Source organism: Alteromonas sp. B31-7, assembly GCF_015767655.1.
Classification (GTDB): Bacteria; Pseudomonadota; Gammaproteobacteria; order Enterobacterales; family Alteromonadaceae; genus Alteromonas; species Alteromonas australica.
Window position 1 is genome coordinate 3,328,309 of the sequence record NZ_CP065233.1, and the last position, 23,234, is coordinate 3,351,542.

Annotated in this window: 20 protein-coding genes, 1 tRNA gene, 1 pseudogene and 1 riboswitch; of the genes and pseudogenes, 3 read left to right on the forward strand and 19 right to left on the reverse strand. The window is 44.9% G+C overall.

All coding sequences use genetic code 11. The features are described from left to right. Nucleotides 1–455: 455 nt before the first annotated feature. Nucleotides 456–2,213, forward strand: a complete 1,758-nt coding sequence (locus IUA53_RS14420) for a GGDEF domain-containing protein (RefSeq protein WP_196897294.1) — start codon at nt 456–458, stop codon at nt 2,211–2,213. Here IUA53_RS14420 and IUA53_RS14425 read toward each other — a convergent pair. Beyond that, nucleotides 2,210–2,407, reverse strand: a pseudogene (locus tag IUA53_RS14425) (aldo/keto reductase); the annotation flags it as partial. The gene IUA53_RS14420 and the pseudogene IUA53_RS14425 sit on opposite strands and share 4 nt — an antisense overlap. A gap of 92 nt (nt 2,408–2,499) precedes the next feature. Next, nucleotides 2,500–3,666 (reverse strand): MFS transporter, encoded by a 1,167-nt coding sequence (locus IUA53_RS14430; protein WP_044056417.1) that lies wholly within the window; start codon nt 3,664–3,666, stop codon nt 2,500–2,502. Nucleotides 3,667–3,835: 169 nt separating this feature from the next. On the opposite strand from IUA53_RS14430, the gene IUA53_RS14435 reads away from it, so the two are divergent. Next, on the forward strand, nt 3,836–4,732 hold the full coding sequence (locus IUA53_RS14435; RefSeq protein ID WP_044056416.1) for a LysR family transcriptional regulator: 897 nt from the start codon (nt 3,836–3,838) through the stop codon (nt 4,730–4,732). An 8-nt stretch (nt 4,733–4,740) separates the two neighbouring features. Here the strand turns inward: IUA53_RS14435 and IUA53_RS14440 are convergent, their stop codons facing one another. The 10 genes from IUA53_RS14440 to IUA53_RS14485 all read right to left on the reverse strand — a co-directional run bounded on the left by IUA53_RS14440 (nt 4,741) and on the right by IUA53_RS14485 (nt 12,087). Continuing rightward, on the reverse strand, nt 4,741–5,661 hold the full coding sequence (locus IUA53_RS14440; protein WP_044056415.1) for a DMT family transporter: 921 nt from the start codon (nt 5,659–5,661) through the stop codon (nt 4,741–4,743). A gap of 175 nt (nt 5,662–5,836) precedes the next feature. Continuing rightward, entirely contained in the window at nt 5,837–6,133 is a 297-nt protein-coding gene (locus tag IUA53_RS14445) for a hypothetical protein (protein WP_044446559.1), read from the reverse strand. Between the two features lie 19 nt (nt 6,134–6,152). Next, nucleotides 6,153–6,617, reverse strand: a complete 465-nt coding sequence (gene rimI / locus IUA53_RS14450; RefSeq protein ID WP_044056413.1) for a ribosomal protein S18-alanine N-acetyltransferase — start codon at nt 6,615–6,617, stop codon at nt 6,153–6,155. A 3-nt stretch (nt 6,618–6,620) separates the two neighbouring features. After that, nucleotides 6,621–7,127 (reverse strand): alanine acetyltransferase, encoded by a 507-nt coding sequence (locus IUA53_RS14455; RefSeq protein ID WP_196897295.1) that lies wholly within the window; start codon nt 7,125–7,127, stop codon nt 6,621–6,623. A gap of 226 nt (nt 7,128–7,353) precedes the next feature. Next, a tRNA-Trp gene (locus IUA53_RS14460) sits at nt 7,354–7,430 on the reverse strand. A gap of 118 nt (nt 7,431–7,548) precedes the next feature. Next, nucleotides 7,549–8,361 (reverse strand): phosphotransferase, encoded by an 813-nt coding sequence (locus IUA53_RS14465; protein ID WP_196897296.1) that lies wholly within the window; start codon nt 8,359–8,361, stop codon nt 7,549–7,551. After that, nucleotides 8,318–8,965, reverse strand: coding sequence for a nicotinamide riboside transporter PnuC (pnuC, locus tag IUA53_RS14470; RefSeq protein ID WP_044446553.1), 648 nt, complete (start codon nt 8,963–8,965; stop codon nt 8,318–8,320). The genes IUA53_RS14465 and pnuC overlap by 44 nt, the downstream gene beginning before the upstream one ends. Continuing rightward, nucleotides 8,965–9,228 (reverse strand): hypothetical protein, encoded by a 264-nt coding sequence (locus tag IUA53_RS14475; protein ID WP_196897297.1) that lies wholly within the window; start codon nt 9,226–9,228, stop codon nt 8,965–8,967. Before IUA53_RS14475 ends, pnuC begins: the two co-directional genes overlap by 1 nt. 19 nt (nt 9,229–9,247) lie before the next feature. Continuing rightward, nucleotides 9,248–11,344, reverse strand: coding sequence for a TonB-dependent receptor (locus tag IUA53_RS14480; protein ID WP_196897298.1), 2,097 nt, complete (start codon nt 11,342–11,344; stop codon nt 9,248–9,250). A gap of 54 nt (nt 11,345–11,398) precedes the next feature. Beyond that, nucleotides 11,399–11,504, reverse strand: a riboswitch (TPP riboswitch). Between the two features lie 160 nt (nt 11,505–11,664). Further along, nucleotides 11,665–12,087: an acyl-CoA thioesterase gene (locus IUA53_RS14485; RefSeq protein ID WP_044056406.1), complete on the reverse strand. Its 423-nt coding sequence runs from the start codon at nt 12,085–12,087 to the stop codon at nt 11,665–11,667. Between the two features lie 59 nt (nt 12,088–12,146). Between IUA53_RS14485 and IUA53_RS14490 the strand changes: the two genes are divergently transcribed. Next, nucleotides 12,147–14,318, forward strand: a complete 2,172-nt coding sequence (locus IUA53_RS14490; protein WP_196897299.1) for a GNAT family N-acetyltransferase — start codon at nt 12,147–12,149, stop codon at nt 14,316–14,318. Nucleotides 14,319–14,387: 69 nt separating this feature from the next. Here IUA53_RS14490 and IUA53_RS14495 read toward each other — a convergent pair whose 3' ends face one another. From IUA53_RS14495 to IUA53_RS14525, 7 genes are all read right to left on the reverse strand, one after another. Beyond that, nucleotides 14,388–15,653, reverse strand: coding sequence for a tetratricopeptide repeat protein (locus tag IUA53_RS14495; RefSeq protein WP_081869444.1), 1,266 nt, complete (start codon nt 15,651–15,653; stop codon nt 14,388–14,390). A gap of 2 nt (nt 15,654–15,655) precedes the next feature. After that, entirely contained in the window at nt 15,656–16,267 is a 612-nt protein-coding gene (locus tag IUA53_RS14500) for an energy transducer TonB (RefSeq protein ID WP_044056404.1), read from the reverse strand. 1 nt (nt 16,268) lies between these two features. Further along, the gene (locus IUA53_RS14505; protein ID WP_044056403.1) at nt 16,269–16,667 is read right to left on the reverse strand and encodes an ExbD/TolR family protein; all 399 of its coding nucleotides are present in this window, start codon (nt 16,665–16,667) and stop codon (nt 16,269–16,271) included. 11 nt (nt 16,668–16,678) lie between these two features. Further along, a complete protein-coding gene (locus IUA53_RS14510) occupies nt 16,679–17,203 on the reverse strand; it encodes a MotA/TolQ/ExbB proton channel family protein (protein ID WP_044056402.1) in 525 nt (174 codons plus the stop codon). A gap of 1 nt (nt 17,204) precedes the next feature. Beyond that, on the reverse strand, nt 17,205–18,563 hold the full coding sequence (locus IUA53_RS14515) for a MotA/TolQ/ExbB proton channel family protein (RefSeq protein ID WP_044056401.1): 1,359 nt from the start codon (nt 18,561–18,563) through the stop codon (nt 17,205–17,207). 6 nt (nt 18,564–18,569) lie between these two features. Continuing rightward, complete coding sequence (locus IUA53_RS14520; protein WP_044446549.1) at nt 18,570–19,331, reverse strand: DUF3450 domain-containing protein; 762 nt, start codon at nt 19,329–19,331, stop codon at nt 18,570–18,572. 597 nt (nt 19,332–19,928) lie between these two features. Further along, nucleotides 19,929–23,000, reverse strand: coding sequence for a TonB-dependent receptor domain-containing protein (locus IUA53_RS14525; protein WP_196897300.1), 3,072 nt, complete (start codon nt 22,998–23,000; stop codon nt 19,929–19,931). Between the last annotated feature and the right edge of the window lie 234 nt (nt 23,001–23,234).

Genomic DNA, 23,234 nt, shown 5'->3' on the forward strand with positions numbered 1-23,234 from the left:
GAGATGTGATTGTGGTGTGCAATGAAAGGTGGTTTTAAGCGTTGAAAGGCTGGGCGGCATCAGGGTGCGATATGATGGCGAACGTACGTCGCTTTTTAATCTCTTCTAAAAGCTTTTGATCTGACATTAATACTTATCTTCGTTATCTATTATCCCCGTTCACGCTTGGTTTACGGGCGCGTTTTATAACGGATAAGCAATGCTTTTCCGCGCAAATAAGATGTTGCAGCAAAACGCTTGATTCGGCTTGGCAAATAATTGCGCGGATTTTAGCATTTTACTGGGCGTAACAGTAGAGCGAACCACAAGAAATTAGACACTTTGTCGGCGACTTGGCCAGTCTCACGTTGATAAAGTACTATCGCCATATTGTACTTTTCTCATACTTAAAAATGTAAATACTGTGCTATATTCATCCGATAATAAAATAGAATTGCGAAGTACAGGGAAGGTGTATGCTGAGAGTTGTTGTATCGATGTTTATGATACTTATCACAAGCCATTGTGTAGAAGCAGCTGCATTTTTTAAAAATCCCAAAGTGGAGCTTGCCCTAGACAGCAATGTACTTTACACCATCAGCGACCCAACGTTAACCGGCGAAGAACTATGGGTAGACGACCCTAGCCGCTTGCCCAGGCAAACTCACCAATACCTTCACTTTAAAGTTAGCGTTCACAATGAATTAGAAAAGCTTGTTCCGGTTTGGTTTTCTATTGGCTTCCCAGCTATGAAGGTTTTAGTGGTCACCGATGGCGTGTCAGTGTGGGAAACCGGTGACGATTCGCCATATTCAACACGCCCGGTGAATGCACCTAACTACCACTTCCCCTCCATTTTATCGCCATCAAGTGAAACCGAATTCCGCGGGTATATGCAGGGGGAAATATTGCGGTATACCTTTACGTTAGGGACGCCTGAGTATTTTAATCAACGCTATGTAAAAACCTTGCAGCGAGATATGGCTTTTTTCGGTGCGATGGCGCTGCTTACTGCCTTGTGTCTTGTGGGCTTTATTACTAGCCGAAATTGGGTATTTTTAAGTTTTGCGGCATTTATTTTCTCTACGACCTTTTGGTTTTTCAGAGTTTTTGGCTATGCGTTTGAAATACTTTGGCCTTCATCCCCCTACCTTAATGACATTTCCTACGCCCTCAGCATTTACGCTGTCTTACTGAGTGCTTTTTGGGTTTTGCTTCAGAGTTTGGCAAAAGAAGGGCACTCCGTTTATGGCGCAAAACATATTAAGCGGTTCTGTTTACTCGTGCCATTTGCAGGGCTTTTACTATGGCAAACACTGGGGTTAGACCTAGCCCTTAGACTACCTGTATTGCTCTTTTTCCCTTTTATTATTACTGCGGGCATTGTTATTTATGTAGAGCACAAGCGGGGCTCAGACCGGGCAAAATGGCTTGCTGCTGCTATGGCGCCTGTTACCTTTAGTACACTGGTACTCACTATTATTGCCCTGTTCAACGTTGATTTATATCTTGAACCTATCGCCACCTTTATGACCGGCATTGTACTTACTTGCTTGTTCATGGTTTCGCTAACTGCTAACTACATGGTGAAAGTGGTTCAACGGGAACGGGATACACAAAAGCGGGCGGCTAAACTTAGGAGCGAACAAACATCGAAATTAGAGGCATTGGTAAAAGAGCGCACTAAAGCCCTTGAAGACACGAACAAGACACTAGCAGACATTGCATCAAAAGACAGCCTTACCAACCTACCGAACCGACGAACACTAGACTTGTTTGTCGATAATACGTTTACTCATGGCAATGAAGAACACGAGGTTCTTGCCGTGGCGTTAATCGACTTAGATCATTTCAAAAGCATTAATGACACGTTCGGGCATGATATTGGCGATGAAGTATTAAAAACAATTGCTGAACTTCTCTCCCCTTTAAATAATGATAAGCAGGTTGCGGCCCGGTATGGTGGTGAAGAGTTTGCTATTGTTCAACGGTATCCAGCTTATCAAAAGACACTTAATGATGACCTCGATGCATTTGCAGCACAGCTTAATGATGTACATGCGAATATTAATGCCCTACGTATTGAAGCACTTCAAGGTCGAACAATAGGGGCAAGTTTCGGCTGGACACTCTGTGAAAGCTCCAGTGATATTGTTTGCGCCTTTCGGCGAGCTGATAAAGCCCTTTACACCGCCAAGGATAAAGGGCGAAACGTGATAATAAAGGCTCTTTAGTCCCACTCGGGCGCAAAATCAGGCGTAGCTTGACGGTCGCCACAGTCAAGCGCGTCAATGTGTGCAACATCTTCTGCGTCTAGGGTCAGTCCAAGGGCTTTGGAATTGGTTTCCAAGTTCTTGCGCTTAGTCGACGATGGGATAGTGACTAAACCGTGTGCCAGTTCCCACGCCACCACCACTTCAGCGGCGCTATTGCAAACGTTTTTATAGTCGCCTTCTTTGATAAGCCCGTTTGCACCAGTTTCAACCCCGAAGCGGTGGCGTTTTATCGGCGCTTCATCGCTTACGCCAGCGCGCGCTTGTCTAAATGACCGCTAAAGCGAGTTACCACCAGCGCGGCGACAGAGATAAGTGCACCGACCCATGCGGTATCAGATAACTGCATGCCGTCAACAATAGCACCACCGATAATTGAGCCAAGAGCAATACCAATGTTAAATGCCGCAATGTTTAAACCTGAGGCTACGTCAACGGCATTGGGGGTAAACTTCTCGGCTAGCTGGACAACGTAGACCTGAAGACCGGGAACATTACCAAAAGCAAAGGCGCCCCACACTAACACGGTGATCACTGCGGCCACTTTACTGCCCATGGTGAATGTTAGCGCGAATAAGATGACAGCGAGCGCTGAGAAAATAATGGTTAGTGCGCGGATTGGGCCCTTCTTGTCGGCCAATTTGCCGCCATAAATGTTTCCTACAGCAACCGAAGCTCCGTAAACCAACATGATTAAGCTTATCGCTGATGGCGCAAACCCTGCTTCTTCCTGCAATATAGGCGCGAGGTAAGTGAACGCGGTAAACGTACCGCCATACCCTAAAATTGTCATGAGATAAACCAGCACCAAGCGAGGTTGAACCAATACCTTCATTTGCTCGCCAAGTGTGGCGGGTTTACTTTGCTTTAAGTTGTTGGGTACTAATAATGCACTGCCGATAAGCGCAAGCGTGCCAAGAGCAGATACTACTAAGAAGGTCGCGCGCCAGCCAAAGCTCTGACCAATCCATGTACCAAGAGGGACGCCTGTTACTAAGGCAACAGTAAGCCCGGTAAACATAATTGCTATGGCGCTGGCTTCTTTTTCTTTCGCGACCAAGCTAGTGGCAATGGTAGAGCCAATTGAAAAGAACACACCGTGGGCAAGGCCGGTAAGAATGCGAGCGAGTATTAAACTCTCGTAGCTTGGCGCTTGCCAAGCAAGCAGATTACCCGCTACAAAGAGTGCCATGAGGCTTAACAGAACGTGCTTTCTGTTCCATTTTCCAGTTAATGCTGTCAACACAGGGGCGCCAACCGCCACACCCACGGCATAAAGACTCACTAATAAACCAGCGCTAGGTAAAGTCACACCAAGATCAGCGGCAATCGTAGGGACAAGCCCCACAATAACAAATTCGGTCGTGCCAATAGCAAACGCACTTAATGTTAACGCAAATAATGCAATAGGCATTGTTTTTCCTCATAAAAGTTAATGTTTCCACCTGCACAAAGTGGCAAATAGGCGGGCAGAGACAAGGGTTAGTGATTAAGTGCGCACAGTTTGACGACATTTTCTTTTGCAAAAAACAGCATTAATGACAAAATACTTTTGTAGAAAATGAAAAAGAAGAGTTCATGGAATGCCAGTATCGACGAAATCAGAAGATTTAGAAGCATTTGTTACCGTGGTAGACACTGGCAGCTTTTCCGGCGCTGCAAATTTACTTGAGCAGCAAGTTGCAAAGGTCAGTCGTGCGGTGTCTAGATTGGAAGATACATTGGGAGTCACCCTGTTAAATCGTACCACTCGAAGACTGGAATTAACCGAAGAAGGCCAGTTATTTCTTCAATACACCCGTGATGGCCTAAACACTTTAGAGAAAGGTGAAGAAGCGCTGCGGCTATTAAAGCATTCGCCTTCTGGCAAACTTCGGGTAGATGCAGCGAGCCCGTTTGTTTTGCATCAGCTTGCGCCTTTGGTCGGCGAGTTTCGACAAGCGTATCCCGAGATAACCTTAGATATGACCAGCCACGATAGTATTATCGACCTACTTGAACATAAAACCGATATTGCCATACGCATTGGCGAATTAGACGACTCTAACTTACATGCGAAGCAATTAGGTCGAAGCCGCTTACATTTAGTGGCAAGCCCCGACTACCTGCGCGCTCACCCCATTAACGGTGATGCGACTACCTTAACGGATCATATGTTAATTGGGTTTAGTGACGGAGCGAATTTGAATAAGCTGCCGTTGAAGCAAAAGATACCGCTTCAATCGCTTCACTATGCGTTGCGAGCATCCAGTGGCGAAACCATTCGCCACCTTTGTTTAGCGGGTCAAGGTATCGCCTTTTTATCCCACTTCATGATACATAAAGACATTCAGCAAGGTGCACTTGTACCGGTTTTTGAAAACGATATTATTTCACCCAACCCTAGAGAGCAGATACAAGCGGTTTATTACAGGAACAGTGCAGTGTCGTCGCGAATTACCGCGTTTCTAGACTTCATAACCCCAAGGCTAATCTTATAAGCCACTGGCTATTTCAGCTTAAACACCTTTTTGAGTGTTTTTTGCGACACACCGTTGACCACAAGCGCCGCAATCATAAGTACTGCGCCAGCAACAACACTAAATAAGAGCGTTTCACCTAGTATTACCACTGAGCTTACGTACCCCACTATGGGCGTTAAGGTTGAAATAAGTGCAATTCTGTCTGGGGGAAGTTTGGGCCCCGCGGCCACCATTAAACCAAATCCCAAGCCGGTCGCCACTGGGCCAATATAGGTTAACAATAACCAGTCTTGCCAGTGATATTCCGTAAACTTAGGCATAGGCTCAAAGGCAAACGCTAACGCTAACATAAGGGCGCCTGCGAAAGTAAACTGCCAAAAGACGGCTTCAATAACACTGCCCTGCCATTTGTGGAATGACACTCGGCGTATAGCTACCGCCCAAAGCGCCGATGCTAATAACATTCCTGATAATGGCAACCAAGCGCCAGGTTGACCAGAAGCCATTAAAATCATGCCGCACCCTATAGTAGATACGCCGGTTAATAAAAGGCGTTTAGCCGGCGGTTTGTGACGATACCAAACAGTATCAATCAGCAACATCCAAAGCGGTGTTGTATAGATAAGAATGCTGGCTGTCCCTGCTGGGATAAACTGCAAAGAAACGGTGATCAGCCCCATAGACAAGGTAAATTGGAAGAAAGCGACCATTAGCACCACAGCGCGATCGCGACGATTCAATCGGGGTAGGCGTTTTTTTGTGATAAGCACAAACAGGGCAATGACAGGCAAGCTTAACAAAAACCGCAGACACACCATCCATATTGGCCCCACGATCTCCAGCCCCACCTTCATGCCTGGCCAATTTAACCCTAAACACAGTACGGCAACCAGTAGCATTTTAATGCCGGTAGATTGCGTTTTATCTTCTGATAACACGATAGACATGGTGTAAACCTGAAAAACTAAAATAACAAGACAAGATGGATTAACCCAGTGTCGGGAGACCCAGGTTACAGCGGGCGCAATATAAGCGAATTTAAGAGGAAATAAAACGGTGTAACGATAAGTTAATGCTTTTTTATAGACCAAATGGTCAACTTTTCATTACACCTATAGCAAGCTACACTAAAACGGCGATAGACAGTAAGGTTCGCTGCCCTTTTTCAATTTTACTGACGCTATGCATGTATTTATCGGGGCGGAAGAAATAGACACGATCAAAGAGGTTAAAAATCACTTTTTCAGCGAAAAAATGCCCGCCTTTTTGCGGTTTCTTAAGCACAACATTGAATTTAAAGTAGCGGCCTTCACCCATGGGGTCGTTGTGCTTCAACACATGATGTCCTTCACGGTAGGTCACCACATTAATGGAAAACCGTTTAAACGACACTATCGCTTTATTGATTACCTTTTGCATAAATCCTCTTCGATAACCGCTAACGAGCGCTAGGCGAACACTGATGTTTCATCACCAACGCGTTTTCTTTACCTGTTGCGGTGGTGTAATAGTTCTTACGTATATCAATATGTTCGAAACCACGGGATAAATAAAGCCCGATAGCGGTGTGATTACTTTCTCTGACATCCAGCCAGATTTCACGCATTAGGTGGTGACAGGAAGTACGAATTACAAGGTCTAGCAACGCTTTTCCTACACCTTTTCCTCGCGTACTTTGCGCGACAGCAATATCCATTAATGTCGCTTCGTCGAGGACTTCAAGCATAATGGCATAACCAATAACTTGCCCATCTTCGTATGCGAATACACCGTAGTAAGGCGTTTTAAAGCTATCAGCAAAGGTGGCAAAAGACCACGGAGTGACCTGTACGCTTTTGTGGATGTGATACGCAGCTTCAAAATCGCGCTTTAAGGTATCATCGTTAACAAGACAAAGAGACATTACTTAAGCATGGCCCTTTGATTGACTCGCGCTAACTAAAGCGTGCCACAGTGCTTTTTTTTGCGCCGGGCTTAATTTGTGGGGCAAGGCAGGTAACCTAATTGCGTTAGCGTCAACACGCAATGATGTATCAATGACAATGTTCACTAGAGATGAAGACAAGCCTATTTGCACACACGCAAGGGTAAGATCTGATAGCCACTGGGCACTATCACGCTTTTGCTCTGCGCTAAGTGGAATACCCTGTTGCGGCGAATCTGTCACAGACGGTTTGGGCTTAGGGCTCGTTTCTTTGCTTTCCACTTGCGCGCGAAGCTGTGCTAAACGACTTTGCTTCTCCTCTTGAGAAACAGGTTTCGCGTCTATCGGTCCTACAGGGTTAGCACCAAAAGTGGAGTTTGCCGCTTTTCTCTCATCGGTGGCGGACTTATCCAAATAGGCTTCTTTGGAAATCCAAACTTGAATGCCCATTTCTTGTAACACAGCCTGTTGATACTGAGTAAACGCCATAAAAATGCCTAACTAAAAATGACTAACCTATTCGTGAGCGAGTAAGTGTACTTGAATCACCTGCAATGTTGAATGGCTATTCATGACACGTAGGAATTTCTTGATTCACTAATAGAGTTAGCAATGACAATAAAAACAAACACTAGGATAAAAAGAAGATGATAACGGCATTAAAGTAGATAACTTCAGGCGTTTCAGAATGATGGAAAATAACCGTAAGGAAAAGTGGCAGGGGTGGAGGGACTCGAACCCCCAACCATCGGTTTTGGAGACCGCTGTTCTACCAATTCGAACTACACCCCTAGCGCGCTGTGCATTATACGGATGGCATTAAAAAGGTAAAGCCTTTTTATTGCCTTCACTGTCTTCATGCTTAATTAACCATCAATGCGTTGATTTTTCAATCTATATCAGTAAAAACCTAGCGAGTTCTATTCATCGCGCACCGCCACAAGCTGTCGGTGACGTGCACAATAGCAAGATGCGTTTGGTACTGTGCAAATGCATAGTCAGGGTTAATACCTAGGGTATTTGCATAACCTGTCACAAGGGTTTTACTCTCTTTTTCAGAAAGCTGATTGATGCTGCAACAGGACGCCAGATCAAAATACCGATTCCCCATTGCGGCATATTCCCAATCAATTAATAAGGGAGGCTGACAACGCGCAAAAAGCACATGCCCTTTTAATAAATCATTATGACATAGCACCTTGTCACCAGGGCGAGCTTCGCTTTCGATGACCTGTGCTTCTAACCCTTGGGCACGCTTTAATAGTTCGCTACCTTCTGGAAGTTGAGCCACATTGATATAGTGACGCCAACGATTCACTAAATGAAGCGGCTCAGCCGCCACAGACACGCCATGAATATAAGCCAATACAGAGGCCAATGTCGCTGGGCTAACCTCAGCCTTATTTTGATTGCTTTGTTCACCGCTGTGAGTACTCGGCGTATCCTCTACCCAGGCTTCGACCCACAGGGTTTCGTCGTGACTTAGCCACAGTGGTAAAGGCGCCACGCCCAATGCAGCTAGCTGCTGTTGAAGGTCAAATTGGCTGCGGCGATTAACGCCACTAAAGCTATCTTCACCTAACCACTTTACCGCTGCGTTTAAATGAACATCTTGCAATTGGAATACGTGGTTAACTTCCCCTGCAGGATGGCGCTGTAAGGTCGCGGCAGTAGAAAGCTTAAGTGGTTTCTGTAAGCGAAGCAGTATGTCTCTCTCGTTCATTTTGCCCTTTCCATTGCAACAGCCATTGATAGTAACCAAATAATGAAAAACCGACATAGCCTAAAAACAGACACGCCGATAGTGCATACCCAACTTGTAAGTACAAATAGGCAGAAGCAAGATTGATGAAAAACCAGTACACCCAATTCTGTAACACTTTGTGCGCAACCATAAACGTCGTCACAACGCTTAACACATTAATACACGCATCTAGCAATAAATAATCACTGTTAAACTGCGAAGCTGCAGCCTGGGTTAATAACCAAGCGCCTATCAGTAAACTAGGCACAATGGTGAAATGAATCCATAGCGGCCAAGAACGCACAGGCTTGGTTTCTGAACTGTCGGTACCGCCCTTAGACCACTGATAATAGCCATAGCCCGCCATTATCATATAGAAGAAGTTGAGGGCCGATTGAAAAGGTAAAGTCACTTGCCAAAACAGCCACGTATAAATCGCGGTACTAACAAACGCACAAAGCCAGCACCAGCTATTTTGTTTTGCTGCCAACAGCACATACCCGATGGCTAATAGAACAGCGACCCACTCTAGTGGTGAAGTCGCGGCTATTTGACTTAAAAAGTGGGAAGTAAAGTCACTCACTAGGATGACTTTCTTGCTTGCATGGCATCAAAGTTGAGAAACTTAGCCACAAAAATAGCTTGCCCTACTTCTTCATGAGTACGTTGCATTTCCTTACCTAGAATTGGCAGTACATCACTATACTCACCCGTGACTTGCGTGCTCGTTGAGCAGGTGGTCACGCTAAGTTCTGTATAGGTATTAAGCCTGTCAATAAAGGCTTGAATAGGAGGAATGTACTCATTGACTAATGGGTACAACGACAATTCAACCATAACTTGCATATTCGTTCTCCTTTATACCTTAAAATTCATATTTCACAGTGACACCATATTGGCGCCCATTACCCAGTTGGTAGTATGGTTCGTTAAACGCGTACTCATCTCTTGGATCATTGCTGAATCCACCAAAACCTCGGGTGTAGTAGGTTCTATCGAATGCGTTTTGAATCCACAACGATGTTTGCCATGGTCCGTTTTCAATTAACAGTTCTGAGTTGACCAAGGTGGTAGATGGCGCCATGACGTCATGACCATCAGAGAAACGATACGTGTCTTTGTAATCAACATCGACGCGCCAAGTAATACTATCCGTTAGTACATACTCACTATAAAGGTTAGCAGTCCATTTTGGAGATTGAGCTTGACGTTGCTCGTTTATTTGTGTGCCATCAGCCAACGTATAACCTTCGAAGGTGGCACTCAAATATCCAACACTTGCATTGAGTTGCCAGTTTTCAAGCGCTAACCAAACGAGTTCAAGTTCTGCCCCTTTATTTGTGCCTAAATCTGCATTATCGATAATATCCACGAAGCCTGCAGTACCGTCGTCACGAGTAATGACATCAAAATCACTGATCTGTGTATCTGTTCTGTCCATATAGAAAATAGCGGCGCGGGCACTTAACACATCACTCAATAGCGGACCTTTCACCCCAACTTCATAGTTCCAGTTATATTCCTCATCATAAAACCGTTGTTCGTCGCTTACTCTGCTGTCGGTATTAAAGCCTGCACCTTTAAAGCCTCTAGAAACACTCGCATAATAAAAATGATCATTTTGCGTGTATTGAAGCGCTAGCTTGCCTCCCACCATGGTGGTATCGAATGCGCGCGTTAAACCGTCGTTATCTGCGTAATCAAAGTCATAGTTTTCTAGTCTTAACCCAGCAACTAGTGTCAGGTTATCGCTTAAGCGCGTGTCGGTCTGCCCGTATATTGCGGTCGTGGTGGGCGTATATTCACTCCTGAAGTCACCATCTAAATAGGTGTATTGACGCAATAACGCTTCTTCCGAGCCTTTGTAGAAAGCGCCTATCGTCCAATCGGTTTTGCCATTCAATAACGCTGCGTTTTCTGAAGATACAAAACGCACTTCTCCGGTTTGTGTTTCGACTTCTCTGTAGTAGGCGTCAAACGAAGTATATCCCCACGGATGAAAACCGGTGTAAGTCCAATCTTCATCATACCCATAGGCAATATTGTGAGAAGCATGAGTGGCAATAAGAATGAAATCACCTGCATGAGTGCGAGTGGTAGAGCGCGCGCTGACCGCATGGGTTTGGTGTTCATCAAAACCTGGTTCGTCCGATAAGGTTTTATTATCATTATCAAGTGAAAATGCATCATAGCCATTGTCGATATCGTACCAACGGTAAGTGAACGCCAGTGTGGTTCGCTCATCGGCATTACCCTCCACACTTAAGCGCATGGCAGTTTCATCAATATTGTTTGTATCGTCTCTGTTTAAATAGGTGTTTTCTACGAAACCATCGCTACGATTGTGAACCAGCGCAACCCGATATCCCCAATCGGTGTTAATATCATCGCCGGCCGCCGCTTCCACCCGATAACTGTCTTTGCTGCCTAGCCGCGCCTCAACATACTTGGGCGACTCACTACCTACTTTATTACTAGATAACTTCACCGCACCCGCTAAGGCGCCCGTACCATACAGTGTAGCTTGTGGCCCACGGTAAACATCTAATTGCTGGGTATCAAAAATAAGGCCGGCTGCCGCTAAGCCTGAGAAATCAAACTCATCAACAATAAAACTGACAGATGGGTTGATAGGTTCTGCAAACTGACTTCGCTCACCAATTCCCCGAATTTGAATAAACCGGCCTCGGGACGCCCCTGCGCTGAAGTTAACGTTAGGCACACTATTTAATACGCTGTCAATATGAGACGGTTGACGGCTACTTAAACGTGCTTGATTCAATATGGTTGCGCTAGCGCTGAGTTGATCGAGCGTTACCTCTCTGAAATCGCCGCTTACTAGGATGCGCTCTATGTCATGAGTACTTGCGTCAGCGTCATCAATATTTTGCACATCGGTAGATTGTGCATATGCAGAAAGTGAACTAGCAATGAGAGTAAGAGTAAAAAGGTTCTTGTACATAGGATCTCTTGTTCTTTGTAAGAAAAAAGATCCGGGCTCAGCGAAAGAGGATACGGCTGTATTGTCGACCATCCCTACGCCGGTATTATCCGGATCAGGTGTAAGGGTTCCCACTTGATGTGGATCTCAGACCGTAAAACGGACACCCCTTGGTATAAAACAAACGCACCTAAAACTTAGGAACGTTAATGATTGGGAGTCTACCAGTTCAATAGACTCGGTCAACCAGAAAAATTAACCAGTAACTCGTTGAACAACGGTATGTCCCATCATGTCGACAAACACGTTAAGCAAGTTACTTTCTTTTTAATCGCCCTTTTTTATTCGTCGAGATTTAAATTGAGGCGACGAACTTCATCGTCGGTTTGCGCCTTAAGCCCTTCTAGCGTTTTACCATGTGCTGTAGGCTGGCGAGTTTCAGGATCAACTTTGACAAAAACCACATCATCTGCAAAACAAATGGTTTTCTTGGTGGCTTTGTTGCGAACTAAACAGCTTACCGTAATGGACGTTCTACCTACGGCTTTTGTTTCTAATCCAAATTCAACAATATCCCCTTGCAATGCAGGAGACTCAAAACTGATTTCGCCAATATGCTTAGTGACGAGGCAGTTTGTCTCTAGCTGACAAATGGCCCATATCGCCGCTTCTTCATCAATCCATTCTAGCGCTCGCCCCCCAAACAGAGAATTAGCATAATTTAAATCATTGGGCATAACTAAGCGTCTTGACAAAAAGCGCATTCGAATTCCTTAGCATTAATCGTTACTATAGACGCAGATTATACCGAAAAAAGCTCTTTATGGCGTACAATTCTGTTTACGACTGGCTATATTCCCCTTACCTAACTGAACAATGGCAAATGACCCATCGTAGGATGTTGGTCATTACGGGGACCCTTGAGGCATGCCAAGAAAAAGTGAAACAACTCGAGCAACGGCCGACAAAAGCACAGAGTGACCTCGACATTTCCTTCATCATCTATAATGAACTTGCCGACAGCGCTCAAGCGAACAGTAACTTAAGAAAGCACCTTTTAGGTAACGAGTACGACGTGGCGGTGATGTACTGCCACCATGGTTTTTCTCCCAGTGATGTGCTTGCTCTCACCGGTACACTGCGATACGGGGGGTGCCTGATTCTGTGCTGCCCCAATTTCGATACGTGGCACTTAGCCCCGCCAGCACAAAAAGTGTCTTTTGGATTTGAATGCACGGTAAGCCACGGTATTTCTCGGTGGATAAACTACATCAACCACAGCAAAGACATTTCCGTATGGGGTCCCAACAAAACATACCTCGCCCCCATTAAACAGCAATGCGGGGGCAACAATAGCAAAATGAGCGACGTCCCTCATTCCGCCTTCTTCAAGGTAATGACGCCTTCGCAACATACGGCCTATGGTGCATGGTCACAAAATACAGAAAATAAGGCCGTGATTACTGCGCCTAGGGGGAGAGGTAAATCAGCATTAATGGGCATAATATGTGCTGACACCCTTAAACGCGGACAAACGGTCTTTGTAACGAGTACCGTACATCAAAATGTCGCTAACTTATTCAAGCACTGTAAAGCAGCGAATAGCCACCTAGAGCAGACAGAAAAGCACACCTTTGTGGATAAACAAACGGGAGGGGTGCTTAAGTGGATGGCGACGGACAACCCCAAACTTATTAACCACCATTGCGACCTATTAGTGGTAGACGAAGCCGCTTCACTCCCTATACCTATACTCACAAAGTGTGTAGCAGCCCAGGAAAGCTGGCTGTTAGGCACCACTTTGCATGGCTATGAAGGCAGTGGAAGAGGATTTGTATTAAGGCTGTTACCCAAGTTGCAACAGAGGGAGGTGCCTGTTTACCACTTAAATGAACCTCTACGTTGGGTGCCAGAAGATAGCTTAGAGACAATAACAAATACCCTATGCTTGTTTGACAGTGGTAACAGCCATGCGCAAAGTTTGCATACGCATAATACAAGCGCCATGGTTAACGCCATTCAGGTAATTGAAAAGCCGCTGCATACATTATCGGAACACGCGCTACAGCAAGTAATGCAGCTACTTTCTTTAGCACACTACCAAACCACACCAGATGACCAAATGCGTCTATTAGACAGCCACGAATCCCGTTGCTTTTTAGCGTTTGCGGAAAAGGTTATTGTGGGTGTAGCGGTAATTCATATTGAAGGAGGCGAACGCTTAGCGCCCTTGGCTGTCGATATTGCCAATGGGCTAAGACGCCCCCAAGGCCATTTAAGTGCTCAAAAGCTTGCCACAATAACAGGCCTTGCTCATGTTGCTACCCACCTATATTGGCGTATTAATCGCATTGCAGTTCACCCCGACTTTCAAAACAAAGGACTGGGCTCACACATGGTTAGCGCGTTGTCACAAGCCGCAAACGCACACCACGTGGATTGCTTAACCTCTTCCTACGGGCAATCAGAGAGGCTCAATAAATTTTGGAAGGCCAATGGTTTTACCTGTGTAGAAAAGGGCGACAAAGTGAATAAAGCCAGTGGCGAAAGAAGTGCGTTAATTATAAAACCTGTGTCAAAAAGCTTTGAGAAGCTAGCTGATTTACTTGCGTGTATCTTTCAGCAAGAAAACTATGTTCCCCCAACCTCGCTAGATGAACTCCCCACGTCGCTAAAGGCGCTATATACAACGCGGTTAAACGGATTTACTCGGGGCATAAAAAGCCTTGAACAAAGCGCTTATGCGCTGGCTTGCTTACACAACACACTTGAGTTCCAGCACCTAGAAAACAGTCTTAATAGATTTGTACCCTATTCCGCTGAAGGTACACCGCAAGATCAGCCGTTATCTCGTCAACTAGCATTTCACTTACATCCTTTAGATAAACCATCACTACGAAACATTTTTGGATGTACGAATAATAAAGCCCTTGTTCAAACGCTGAGGGAATATACTAAGCACCTTCTATTTGAAGCCACATTTGCAAACGGGTAAACACGCTAAGTCGCAGACACAAAAAAGCCTCCACTAAGGAGGCTTTTAACGACACTATCAAAGCAAAAACTAGATATTAATACCGCGGTTTTTCGCTTTTTCTTTAATGTACGGTTCCCAAGCTGACGCGTTACGACGTAGCGAGCGATCCTTTTTAGCTTGTTGCACGTGGTTATAAGCCGCTTTGAAGTTACCCGCGTAGAAATTCGCTTCCATTAGAGTGAAGTGAATCTTTTCAGGGTCTTCAGCACCACGTTCTAGCGCTTGATTTAAGGCCTTGATTGCACCTTTATAATCTTCAGCTACTAGCAAAAGCGTGCCTTGTTTTCTGTAATGCTCAGGATCTGAACTTTTCGCTGCTGCTTTTCCGTATAGGCTAGCGGCGTCGTCGTAGTTCTTCGCCTGGTGATATGCATTTGCAATGTTAGCAATCATATCAGCATCATCTTCAAGCAAACCTGACGCTACGTGTTTTTCCAATATTTTAGCTGCCTTGTAAGGCATACCGTTTGTTTGGAACAACTGAGCAAGTGTCTTAATCTCGTTCGCTTTCTTAAGAAAACCTTCGTTGTACGCAATTTCAAAGGTAGATAAACCTTTTTTGTAATCCTCTACCGTAAGGTAGAAAAATCCTAACTGCGTCCACCAACGTGGCTCTTCAGGGAAGTTACGCACTAACTCTTCTGCAACTTCCACCGTTTGAGCAAACATCTTACGTTCATAGAATGAGGTAAGCTTAAGCACATAAGGGTTTTTGTTCGGCTTTTCATAAAGCGCAATCGCTTTATCAGCAGGCTCTACCATTTTGTCTAATTGACCAGACTCATAGTACGCCTGAGCTAAACGAGTATAAACGTCTGGATCTTCTTTACACGTAAAGTCCATCCATGCGTTATACCACTTAATCGCATCAGTATACTTCGTTTCCTGCATGCTCAAATCACCAATTAATTTTAGTGTTTGAGAATGCTCTGTGTCATTAAGTACTTTGTTTTCAACTGAGCTAACTAAGTAACCCATTGCTTTACCGCCTTGGCCTTCTTGCGATGCAAGAAGGTTACCAATGAAACGGTCAACATAGGCTTTGTCGAAGTCTTCAGAAGGATCGATTTCATAAAGAATATTTAATGCTTCATCGATGCGATCTTCATTATAAGCTTCAAACGCTTTTTGTACTTTTTTACCAGTACGCTCACCCACTAACGTTGTTTTGCCCTTCTCGTAACCCGGACAAACAACAGGTGATGACTGGGCTAGTGCCGCAGGTGCACTGAATACAGCACCTGCACCTAGCACCAAAGCAACGGCTGACATTTTGAATTTACGTTTCATCATGATCATTGCTCCAGTTTAAAGTCTAGCTGAACAAACATGCCTGGCTGTTTAACCGGCTTGCCATCTACGATCTTAGGCTTATATTTCCACTTACGTAGAGCACGACGTGCTTCACGGTCGAATATACGCTTAGGTTCTGCTTCGATTACTTCGATATCTTCAACACCACCAACCTCGTTGATAGTGAAAGACAATCTTACCCAACCTTCTCTACCGTCACGGGCAGCTTGAGGTGGATACTTAGGATCGATACGAACGATAGGCGTGGCGTCACCGTCACGCTGCATGGCACCAACACCACCAATGTTTACACCAACACCACCCGTGTCTACAGCTGGAATAGCTAAGCTAAATCCATCTGCATCTGGTTCAGCCGCTTCTGGCTCAACAGGTTCCATTTTAGGAGGCTGTTGCGGCGGAGGCGGAGGTGGAGGCGGAACACGTTGACGCGTTTGCGTCTGGTCGTCTGGTTCCTGCATCACAATATCGATTACCGGTGCTTCAGGTACTTCGTCTGCTGGCCGCGCTGAGTTTTCAATCAGCTTAGCCATCAATACGAAAAGGGCAAATGCAACACCAGCACCTAGCAATATAGATACAATTATACGTAACATCTTAACCCCTTGCTGCTACCGAGACTCGGTTAACGCCAGCGGCTTTAACTTGGTCCATAATTTCAACTACCAAACCATGCTTCGCTTTAACATCAGCTTGAATGATTACATAGTCTGTTGGCTGCTCGGTAAGCAGTCGTTCAATATTCGCTCTAACGCTGTCCGGCGACACTTCACGTTTATCCAACCAAACGCTGCCATCTTCTGTAACTGCTATGAAGATATTCGCATTTTTATGAAGGATCGCCTGGCTCGCATCTGGCTTATTAACTTCAATCCCTGCTTCTTTAACGAAAACAGTGGTAACGATAAAGAAGATAAGCATGATAAACACGATGTCCAACATGGGCGTCATGTCGATCTGTGCATCTTCTTCCTCGGTTCTGACTTTTCGAGCCATAATCTCTCTCTCTAATGATGTGGCAGGCTATCAACTAGCCCTTCTCGTGCCAGCTTCACTTTCGCTTCAAGACGAGAACTGATAAACAGCCCAGATAGCGCGGCGACCATTCCTGCCATTGTAGGAATTGTTGCCATAGAGATACCAGCTGCCATTAGACGGGCGTTACTGGTGCCCTGTGTTGCCATTGTCTCGAATACACCGATCATACCGGTTACTGTTCCTAGTAACCCGATTAACGGACACATTGCAATAATGGTACGTATAATCAGCATTCGCGCGTTCAGTGCATCTGACGCTTGAGAAATCCACGCGTCACGGATTCTATGCGCATACCATGATGTGGTATCAGCTCGGGCATCCCAATTTTGGATGATAGATTTCTTCACCTTTGGAAAGACCGAGGTTAAATACCAGTAACGCTCAATCATTAAAACCCACATGAGAAAGAGCGCGGCAGCAACGAAATACAGCACGTCACCGCCGGTAGCGATAAAGTCCCTGACCGATTCAAATAATCCAATCAGGTAATTCATATTACGCTTTCTCCGACTCTGAGTGAGCAGCTACGATACCCGCAGTTTGCTCATCAAGAATGTGGATGATTGACTTGCTACGAGAAGCTACGATGCTGTGAGTAAGAATCAGTGGCAATGCCGCGATGATACCCTGAGCAGTAGTTACAAGAGCCATAGAGATACTTCCTGCCATCATACGAGGGTCACCTGTACCGAACAATGTGATTGTTTGGAAGGTGGCAATCATACCAAGTACTGTACCTAGTAGACCAAGTAGAGGCGCGATAGCAGCGAAAATCTTGATTACGTTAATGCCGCTTTCAATACGTGGAAGTTCACGAAGAATCGCTTCATCAAGCTTAAGCTCAAGGTTTTCTGCATCAGCAGTTTTGTTTTCTTGGTAAACTTTTAGGATACGACCTAGAGGGTTACCTTCAGATGGGCTACCTGGGTTCTTAAGCTGTGAACGCATTTTGCCACCAACGATGGTTAACGTAATTAGCTTATAAAGACCAATAAGTAGACCGATGATTAGCATAGCAGTGATGGTGTAACCTACTGGACCACCTGCATGATAACGCTCAGACATTGTTGCTTTCTGCTTCAATAGACCAAGGATTGCACCTTGAGAAGGGTCAGCATAGAAAGGAACAAGACCAGACGTCGCATCAACAAGATCTTCAGCAGACGCTACGAAGTGACCATCTGGCTGACGACCTAGAGGCTGAACAATTTCGTTTTCAGCATCGTACGTTAGGTAACCGTCTGCACCAACAAGGTTGAAAGTACCAATACGAACAACTTCTTGCTGTGATGAACCGCCGTCAAGGTTAACAACTTCAGTTGTGAAGCGAACTACTTCACCGCCTTCTGTCATTTCTTTCTGTAACGCAAACCATAGATCTTCAAGTTCTTGAATGTTTGGAAGACCTTTAGAATCTTCAGACATTTCAGCTAGGAACTGGCTACGACCTGGGAATTGTGCACTAACGATAGAGGTTGATACACGGCCATAAGCTTCAGAAGCGGCTTGACGAACAACACCGAACATTTCGCCTAGCGTACCAGTAGCTTGGTCTAGCTCAGCAGATTTTTCGTTCAACGTGACTTCGTTGTCAGAAAATTGCTTTTGAAGACGGTCACCACGACCTTGCTCTGCTTTAAGCTCGCTTTGCGCTTTGCGAAGAAGCGCTTGCTTATCAGCACGTGCTGCTTGGAACTCAGCTTCACGTTGTTTATTAATACGTGTTTCAGAAACACGGTTATCCTGAACCTGTTCAAGCAGTTCTTTCAGGCTCTTTGCTTCCTGAGCTTGAGCTCCGGTTGCTGCAACTGCGAACGTAGCAGCGGCTAAAAGAGATTTGAATACTGGTTTCATTAACTATTACTCCGCTGCACTAATAGGTAGTTTGATTAGGTCTGCAGGAATGACGCCATTGGCCATTTTAACTGCATCAACAACTGATGAAAGATACTCATCACCTAGTTTTTCCCAAGCGCGGCTCTCATTATTCCAAACCCATGCATGAGATTGGTCTAGAGATAGAGCGACAAGTGCTGCACGACCAAGGTTAAAGAAGTCAACAGTAACCTCTGTACCTGCGTCATCAATCGTCCCTTGATAAGAGTTGATCTTAGTGCCGTATTCAACTTCCACAAGATATGCTTCGATAACTTGGCGGAACTGCTCAGATACAGTTACGTTAGAGTTTGCCATAACGTCGCGAAGACGGTTAACACGCTCTAGACGCTCTTCTAAATGAATAGGACGATCAAGCTTGATAAACTGCTCTAGGCTGTCGATCATGCGGAACATAAGAGGAACGATGCCCTGCTTAGTTTGCTCGATGCTGTCGATTTGACGTTGTAATGAATCAATACCGCGTTGCTGATCTGCAACTAGGCTTGCGATATAGTCATTGTAGATTTTAAGGTTTTCTGTCTCATCTACTGTTTGACGATACTCAACAAGTAATTCTTGAGATTGCTCAAACAACGTGTTGATTTTTTCTTGAGATTTCGCTGCAGCCGCGTGGATTTTCGCTTCTTCTTTATGAAGTTCGTCAAGCGTATCTGCAGAGACTGCGCTACCTGTTAGTGCGAATGCACCCATAACAGTAGAAGCAATAAGAGTTCTCTTGCTCATTTTGGACATAGTTCCCAACCAAATTTCTTATTTGAATCCTCGCCGATAATGATAACCACTCGGCAAGGGGCTTATAAAACTTTTACAATTTTGTTTCAGGAATGCAGCACCGACGACAATCGCCAGTACTACGAACGTAGTATACTCACATGGAATGTAACGTGGAGTCAAGTAACAGCCTGTTTACACCACATAGATTTTGCTCCGCTTGGTCAATAAGCGTGCAGTTTTCATTCCAATGTCTTTCACTATGGCAAAAAGTGTCTTAAACGATTCAATTTTTGTCGTTATTCATCCATTTTTATTTAGGTAAACGTTTTCAATAAAAAGCGCTAAAAACCCCTCATCATTCTTGCAAATGTGCTTAAAAGACTCGAAGTTATCTTTACTACGAGTTTCTATAATAGCGGCACTGGCGAATAAGTATGCAAAACCCATTAAGAAGAAATTACTTATTTTTAGGCTTAATACGCGCCAAAATAGAGCAGGTTTATATTACTTGCACCAAAATGTGATAAGTGAAGTCTGTGTTAACGAAATTAATTTTAAAAAAAAAGCCTGCATATGCAGGCTTTTTAATCAGCTTATTTCGCGGTATTAGAAACGCGCGGTTAAACCAACATTGTATGTACGTCCGTATGACCACAGACCGACAGCAGTTTCTTTAGGACTTGCTGACCAATCGAACAGATTCTGTACTGATGCACGAACTGAAACTTCTTCAGATACGTAATAGACTGCACCAAAATCGAACAATGTACGAGATGGAATTTCCGTGTACGGGTTACCATTTTGGTCAATATACTGGTACGGCGTTTGATTTACGTTACGCGAAGTACGGTCAGTATAATTGATATCCAAGAAGGTAGTTAAATCACCTACAGAGTAAGTAATTTGCCCGTTTGCGATAAGGTCTGGATTGTCGAATTCACCATGGTCGTCGGTAAAATCGAAGCCCGTATTCGAAATTTCGTCCTGAATGAGCTTGAAGAAGCTAAAGCGGAAAGATAACGAACCGTCATCGCCGTCAAAGTAGTCACCAATGAGTGGATAATCTGTTAAATCGTTCTTGTAGTTTGCTGTATATTCAGCCGCTTTAAAGTTACGAAGTGCAGCATTCACGTAACCAGATGTAAAGGCGTTAAGCGCAGGTAACTGGCCATCTGCTTCACGTTCGAACTGGTCACAAAAACGGTTAGGATAATCTGTTGCATCGTAACACGCGTTCATAATGTCAGTTAGCGTGAAAGATACAATTGCATTGGTTAGTTCAATATCGATATAGTCGAATGAGAAGTCTAACCCTTCAGCCCAACCCGGCGTATAGATAATACCCACGTTCATGCTTTTCGCTTCTTCGTTCGCAAGTGAATCGTTACCACCTGTGAAACCACGACGAGATGCATTTTGCGCAATACTTGCAAAGTCTGTCGGTAAACCTTCAGCCGCACAGTTCGCTTGACGAACATCTGGGTTAGGTCCACTTTCTAGATTACGCGCATCACAAGGGTCGGTAGCAAACTGAGAAGACTCAACCACAGGCAAGAATAGCTCTGTGATTGCCGGCGCACGTACCGTTTCGGTAATGTTGTAACGCACCATCACTTCTTCAATTGGACGATAGTTTAGACCAACAGCCCAAATGCTATCTTCGCCTGAACGATCGTTATCAATATAACGATAAGACGTATCAACACTTAACGTATGCAACCCTGGAATATCCATGTCACTAGAAATGATAGGGATAATCGCTTCAGCATAAACGTCTTGCGTTGTATAACCACCCGCTGTGGAGTTATCAGATAGACCGACTAATTCGGCTGAGCCGTCTGGACGGAACTCTGCGTATTCTTCACGACGCTCGAAGCCTGTTGCAAAACCGACACCACCCGCCGGTAGGTCGAAGATTTCACCACTTAAATAACCCGCCAAAATAGACTGCTCTATACGCGTTTGGCCTTGGTCGTTGTATTTGATGTAATCAAGTGACGCGTCTGTTGGAGTACCAAACGGATTTAGCGGAGAACAGGTGCCTTGTGCACCTAAAATGTTCTCAGAATCAGTCAAACCATGATTCTCTGCTACATAGCCACCTTCGTAGTCATCGGTATAGTTGTACAAGCAGTCAATCTGGCCAGTTTCTGGGTTAACACCCACATCTAACGCAGCAAAGAACTTAGGAATGTTTAGGCCCTGATCTTGTGAATAAACACTACTGATACCTTTCTGGTATGAAAGTGCCCAATCGAAGGTTCTGTCGCCCACATCAAAGAAGCTGGTCAATTCTGCACGGTAGCTGTTTACCGACGATTCATTGATAACTTCACGTTGACCTAAGTTTACCCAACCACGGTGATAATAGAAATCGCCCTCACCGCCTAATAAACCTTCTAACTGGGTACGCGTGTCAGCCGTTAAGTACGGGTTCGAGGTATTAAAGCTAAGCGCCGCACCCGATCCACCAAATACACCAGAGTTATATTGAAGGGCTTGATAGCCTTGGTTACCGGCATCAGAGCGGTTTGAGAAAACCGTCACTTCTAGGTTTAAATCTTCTGCCAGCTCATAGTTGGCAATAACAGATAAGTTATAACGTTCATAGCCTTCACGCGCTGTATTGGTTTCTAGCAGGTTTAAGCCGTCACCACCTGACGCCCAAACTGCGTTACCTGTAGCAACACCTGGATCGTAAGATACCAAGCTACCAGAGCCGGCTGGGTCGAATTGATAAAAGTTACCGTCGCCCCAAGCTCCTAAACCAAAGTTAGTAATTGCCGTTGAACCTGGCGTTACTAGGCCACTGAATGACAAGATACCGGCACGAGGATCGGGCACCAATAACACTTGGTTTGCTGGCACTTCGCCATCATCGTTCTCAACACCGTTACCGTCTGCTGGCGTGAAGTTACCCCAGTCATTCGCAAGTCCAGGCACATCGCGAGCAGCGATATTTTCTGTTTCATTGTACTCAAGCGCAACAACGATATTACCTTTGTCTTCAGCGAAATTGCCGCCGATAAGCGCGCGGAATGAATTGTCAGCCGCAATACCATTTAGAGACGTGTAATCGTAAGAGAACTCAGCGCCTTCATAGTCTTTTTTCAGAATGTAGTTAACCACACCGGCTACGGCATCGGCACCGTAAACTGGCGCACCACCAACTTTCATTACCTCAACGCGGTCGATCAAAGCAACAGGAATGTTGTTAACATCAACCTGGCCACCTGGCGCACCGCCTCCGCCTACTGGTGAGTTACTCGAAATAAAACGACTACCGTTAATAAGCGTAAGTGTACGTTGTGAACCTAAACCGTATAAGCTAATGGTGTTTTGACCAAGGGCTTGACCGTTTGCTGCAGTGTTACCACCAATTTCAGGGGTAACACCTGCAATCACTCCCGGTAAATCTAGTACCGCGGTGATAGCGTTAGTCATACCGCGATCTTTAATGTAGCTATCGTCAATGTAACTAATGGGTTGGGTGGCTTCTAAATCTACGCGAGAAATACGAGAACCAGTGACCTGGATTTTCTCAACTACTTCTTCTGCATCTTTTTCTGTCGTTGCTTCTTCTTGAGCTAGCGCGTAGTTACTAGCAGAAATGGCCATCACTGAACCAAATGCACAAGCAAGCTTCACTGACGTAGCCAGTTTAGAATTATTAAACATGTATTGTCTCCCTGGACCACTAATCGTATTAGTGTGTGTATTCATCGCTTTTTAGCGACATTATTATTAGCAAGGCTTAAAGCCTCTTTAAGATAATAACCACAAGAAAAGAATACGGTCAACTGAGATGGGGAAAGCAAGCCCAAAAAGTTCAATTTTTTTGCAAATTTTTTCTGATTTTTGTAAATCTTTACTTACAATTAACGAGGAAGTAACAAATGAAGGTGATGATGA

What these genes read in the sequence shown, in the direction of transcription:
- IUA53_RS14420 (WP_196897294.1), top strand. Translation starts at nt 456, where the DNA reads ATGCTGAGAGTTGTTGTATCGATGTTTATGATACTTATCACAAGCCAT.
- IUA53_RS14430 (WP_044056417.1), bottom strand. Translation starts at nt 3,666, where the DNA reads ATGCCTATTGCATTATTTGCGTTAACATTAAGTGCGTTTGCTATTGGC.
- IUA53_RS14435 (WP_044056416.1), top strand. Translation starts at nt 3,836, where the DNA reads ATGCCAGTATCGACGAAATCAGAAGATTTAGAAGCATTTGTTACCGTG.
- IUA53_RS14440 (WP_044056415.1), bottom strand. Translation starts at nt 5,661, where the DNA reads ATGTCTATCGTGTTATCAGAAGATAAAACGCAATCTACCGGCATTAAA.
- IUA53_RS14445 (WP_044446559.1), bottom strand. Translation starts at nt 6,133, where the DNA reads ATGCAAAAGGTAATCAATAAAGCGATAGTGTCGTTTAAACGGTTTTCC.
- rimI (WP_044056413.1), bottom strand. Translation starts at nt 6,617, where the DNA reads ATGTCTCTTTGTCTTGTTAACGATGATACCTTAAAGCGCGATTTTGAA.
- IUA53_RS14455 (WP_196897295.1), bottom strand. Translation starts at nt 7,127, where the DNA reads ATGGCGTTTACTCAGTATCAACAGGCTGTGTTACAAGAAATGGGCATT.
- IUA53_RS14465 (WP_196897296.1), bottom strand. Translation starts at nt 8,361, where the DNA reads ATGAACGAGAGAGACATACTGCTTCGCTTACAGAAACCACTTAAGCTT.
- IUA53_RS14475 (WP_196897297.1), bottom strand. Translation starts at nt 9,228, where the DNA reads ATGCAAGTTATGGTTGAATTGTCGTTGTACCCATTAGTCAATGAGTAC.
- IUA53_RS14480 (WP_196897298.1), bottom strand. Translation starts at nt 11,344, where the DNA reads ATGTACAAGAACCTTTTTACTCTTACTCTCATTGCTAGTTCACTTTCT.
- IUA53_RS14485 (WP_044056406.1), bottom strand. Translation starts at nt 12,087, where the DNA reads ATGCGCTTTTTGTCAAGACGCTTAGTTATGCCCAATGATTTAAATTAT.
- IUA53_RS14490 (WP_196897299.1), top strand. Translation starts at nt 12,147, where the DNA reads ATGGCGTACAATTCTGTTTACGACTGGCTATATTCCCCTTACCTAACT.
- IUA53_RS14495 (WP_081869444.1), bottom strand. Translation starts at nt 15,653, where the DNA reads ATGATGAAACGTAAATTCAAAATGTCAGCCGTTGCTTTGGTGCTAGGT.
- IUA53_RS14500 (WP_044056404.1), bottom strand. Translation starts at nt 16,267, where the DNA reads ATGTTACGTATAATTGTATCTATATTGCTAGGTGCTGGTGTTGCATTT.
- IUA53_RS14505 (WP_044056403.1), bottom strand. Translation starts at nt 16,667, where the DNA reads ATGGCTCGAAAAGTCAGAACCGAGGAAGAAGATGCACAGATCGACATG.
- IUA53_RS14510 (WP_044056402.1), bottom strand. Translation starts at nt 17,203, where the DNA reads ATGAATTACCTGATTGGATTATTTGAATCGGTCAGGGACTTTATCGCT.
- IUA53_RS14515 (WP_044056401.1), bottom strand. Translation starts at nt 18,563, where the DNA reads ATGAAACCAGTATTCAAATCTCTTTTAGCCGCTGCTACGTTCGCAGTT.
- IUA53_RS14520 (WP_044446549.1), bottom strand. Translation starts at nt 19,331, where the DNA reads ATGAGCAAGAGAACTCTTATTGCTTCTACTGTTATGGGTGCATTCGCA.
- IUA53_RS14525 (WP_196897300.1), bottom strand. Translation starts at nt 23,000, where the DNA reads ATGTTTAATAATTCTAAACTGGCTACGTCAGTGAAGCTTGCTTGTGCA.